The 3,739-nt window shown below is 50.3% G+C and carries 3 protein-coding genes and 1 pseudogene; all 4 read right to left on the reverse strand.

What is annotated here, in order from left to right; genetic code table 11:
• Nucleotides 1–367, reverse strand: a pseudogene (locus tag ACLTD4_RS33295) (carbohydrate ABC transporter substrate-binding protein); the annotation flags it as partial.
• 438 nt (nt 368–805) lie between these two features.
• On the reverse strand, nt 806–1,783 hold the full coding sequence (locus tag ACLTD4_RS33300; RefSeq protein WP_025531971.1) for a LacI family DNA-binding transcriptional regulator: 978 nt from the start codon (nt 1,781–1,783) through the stop codon (nt 806–808).
• Between the two features lie 223 nt (nt 1,784–2,006).
• Nucleotides 2,007–2,483 (reverse strand): HD domain-containing protein, encoded by a 477-nt coding sequence (locus ACLTD4_RS33305; RefSeq protein WP_117622425.1) that lies wholly within the window; start codon nt 2,481–2,483, stop codon nt 2,007–2,009.
• 205 nt (nt 2,484–2,688) lie between these two features.
• Nucleotides 2,689–3,739: Hsp70 family protein (locus ACLTD4_RS33310; protein ID WP_412331949.1), on the reverse strand; the 1,051-nt coding region annotated here is incomplete at its 5' end.

Genomic DNA, 3,739 nt, shown 5'->3' on the forward strand with positions numbered 1-3,739 from the left:
CCGTGGTTCCCGGCAGTGCATTCTTAAGCACCTCCAGATCTGAGATATCCTCCAGAATATCGCCGTAGTCCTTTAAATCCTGGAAACCGCCGACGGAAAAGATGGTTGGCGGATCGGACTGCATCTTTGCCTTTAAGGAGGCAGCGAAGTCGTTGCCGGTTACTGCTTCCAGATTGATCTTCACAGCCGGATGGGACTCCTCGTAAGCCGCGATCGCCTTTTTGTAACCCTCGTTTGCTTCAATCTTACTCTGGTAAATCGTAATCTCTGTTTTTGCCGATTTGCTGCCCCCTGCGCCGCATCCGGAAAGAAGTGATGCCGCCATTACTGCTGCCAGACCGAGTGCCGCTGTTCTTTTTGCCTTCATAAAAATATCCTCCTTGTTATAAGCGCCCAGTGACCTTCTTGTAGTCACTTGTGTGCGATACATGTCATCTCCACTCAGCGTGCCCCGTTACCCTGGGTATCATGAGATGATCCACGAATCTGGTGAAGTGATTTTTTCGAATATGGAACTGTTCCATATTTTCCTATTTTTAAAGTTCCACAATGTGTGGAACTGTTCCATGTGCTTAATATACAACTTATGAAGTATTTTTTCAAGTACTTTTTTACATTTTTCCTACAATCATCATTTTTACTAAATTTGAGCAGTCATTTTGTTGCACATTTACAAAAAAGGCCTCATACTCTATATTTTACTTGTACCGGCCGCCCCAGCCTGTATTGAAAAACCGCGCCTGCTTCCGGAAACTTCCGTTTCCCGGCCAGACGCGGTTCAAATCAGATTTTCACTGATCACCTTCTATATCGTATCCCCCTCTTTATAGCTCACAGGCACGTAGACCGCATCGTTCGCCAGCGGCTGCCCATTAATCAGCTTTACCAGTACCTGGACAGCCTCCTTTGCAATAAGAGCCACGTCCTGCTGGATCGATGCAATCGTCCTGTAATTGAAGTCAGTAATATATGTCCCATCGTATGCTATGATTTTAAGCTGCTGCGGCACTTGGATATTCAGCTCCCTTGCAGTCTTTAAAAATGACGACGCACAGAGGTCATTGGCCATAATTCCGTCCAGATCCGGGTATTCCGCCAGAATCTCTCTGGTCCGCTGAATGCTTCTGGGGTAGTGGATGACATCATCCCACAGGAACTCCTCCGTGATGACCTCCGCTCCCGCCTCCTGCATCTTCCTGATGAAATTCAATCCGCCGCGGGAGGACGCCACGGTCTTCGCCTGCGGATCGATTAAATTCAGCACCTTCTTACAGCCCTTCTCCAGCATCTTATCCGCCGCGATTAAGCCGCCCTGTGTGTGATCCGAGGTCACCAGGGGGATTCCCGGGATAATCCGGTCCAGGGACAGAATTGGTTTCTGAATCTGCTCATAATATTTATCCGGAAGAAAGGCCGCTCCGACAATCATCCCGTCGAACAGGTTTCGTTCCAGCGTATCTAAGTACTGCCGTTCAATATCCTTCTTGCCGGACGTATTGCACAGCATCATGTTATATCCGTATTTGTTCAGCTCCAGCTCCAGAAAACTCCACAGTGACGAAAAGTAAGGATGCACGATCTCAGGCGCCATGACTCCGATGATTCCTGTCTTCTGCTGATACAGATTCCGTATCCACTGATTCGGCACATAGTCCAGTTCATCCACGGCCTCCCTGATCTTTTCCTTTGTCTCTTCTGCCACATAACCGCTCCCGTTTAGTGCGCGGGAGACTGTACTGGGAGCCACCCGGGCAAGTCTGGCCACCTCTCTGATACTTGCCATTTTCCCACTCCTTTTGTCTCTGTCATTTTTGTTTCTGTCATCTTTGTTTCTGTCACTTTTGTCTCTGACAGCGATTTCCGGCTCAGGCATCATCATGCTGCCGGCCTCTTCTGTATTATCATACCATTTATGGAACTGTTTCACAATACGGATACGTAACAAAATCCAAAGGGGATTTTTAGCTATTTTTCAGTATTTCCTCCGAACTAATGGCTGAAAAATTCTACGGTTCCCTTCCTGTCAGCCCAAATTCTTCCTTCATTTTCCCGAATCTCTCCTTTTCATGCTTCATGACCTCAAACAGGGGATTGTACAGGCAGTGCTGCATGACATCCGCATCCTTTAACACTTCGTCAAACGGTGCGTGGGTTATCTCCTTGCTGCTGTGATGATAGATTGCACTGCAGATTACATCAATCTCCCCAGCCTCAAAGCACTTCATGGAATTCAGTAAATCCCTGGCCATGGCCGATCCCTTATGCGCATGATCCCTGGGATCCATCGTCGCATACGTATGAATATCATGAAGCATCCCGGCAGCCGCCGCCAGCTCGGCGTTCTCATTTCTCTTTAAGGCAATCAGCACGCAGGCCTGGGAGACCCCGTACAGATGCATATACCCGCATCTTCTTTCACCGGCATCGGCGATGTTTAAAAGGACAGCGTCAACGGCTTCCCGCACTTTCTCAATTCGATTCATGGATTTTCCTCCTTAACATGTTGACACCATTCTAGCATATATCAATTGACTTTACCACCGCGGCACATTTCTGGCCCAAATACTTTGAACCGTATACCAGCGGCGTAGTCCGGCGAATTGATGAGTGTGCACTTGGAGCCATCTCATAGCTTAACCAGAAAAAATACAGGAGAAACGCAGCCGCTCAGCCGCATTTCCCCTGTCTCTACAGTTCTTCAATCTCTTCCAGAAACTTCTTAAACTCTTCCTTCGCTTCATCAATAAGACCCGTATCATACGAGGACAGTGCCTTCTCATACTTATGAAGCGCCGCCTCCACATACAGCCGTTTTTCTCCGATGCTTTCCTCGTAGATCCGTTCACCGCGCAGCAGCAGATACTTGTTTTCCTCCCGGTCTCTCGGGTGGATCTTCAAGTAGGACAGCGTCTCGAACCGCTCCTTAATCTCCTCATCCGTCATATCCACATCGCTGCCCTTAAATACCTCCTTCACCTGCTTCTGGCTGGAGACCACCTTCACCTCCACTTCCAGAATCGAGTTGATATCGTAGGTGTACGTCACGTCCACAGCCTCCTCACCGGCCCGGCCGGCAGGAACATCGATCATCAGCTCTCCCAGCGACAGGTTATTGGCCGCAAAGCGGCTCTCCCCCTGAAGCACATTGACGCGTATCTTCGTCTGGTTGTCGCTGGCGGTATAGAGCCGTTCCGTACGGCTGGCCGGGATCACCGTATTCCGGTCGATGATCGGGCAGAACACGCCGTTTTCAAACACGCCCTTCTCCCATTCCCGCACCACCTCGGTTCCCAGGGTAAACGGGCACACGTCCGTCAGGATCACCTCTTTGATGGATTCCCTCCGCTCCTTCATGGCGCCCTGAATCGCTGCGCCCAGAGCCACGGCCTCGTCGGGATTTACATTGGTGTCTGGCAGCATCTTAAACAACCGGCTCACAAACCGGCGGATAACCGGACTCTTGGTGGCGCCGCCCACCAGCACCACCTTGTCGATATCAGAGAGCCGGATATGGGCGTCTGATAAGCTTCGTTTTACCGGCTTCCGTATCCGCTCCAGAAGGTCTTCACACGCCTCCTCGTATCGGGAGAGCTCCACAGTAAATTCCATGATCTCCTCCCCGATCTTACAGCGCATCGAGGAGCTCCTGGCATCAGTAAATCCGATCTTGCACAGCTCCGCCTGCTTATGGATATGGCGAATCGTCTTCTCATCCAGGGACAGGCGGTCAAGCTCCCGG

This window comes from Hungatella sp., from assembly GCF_046966825.1.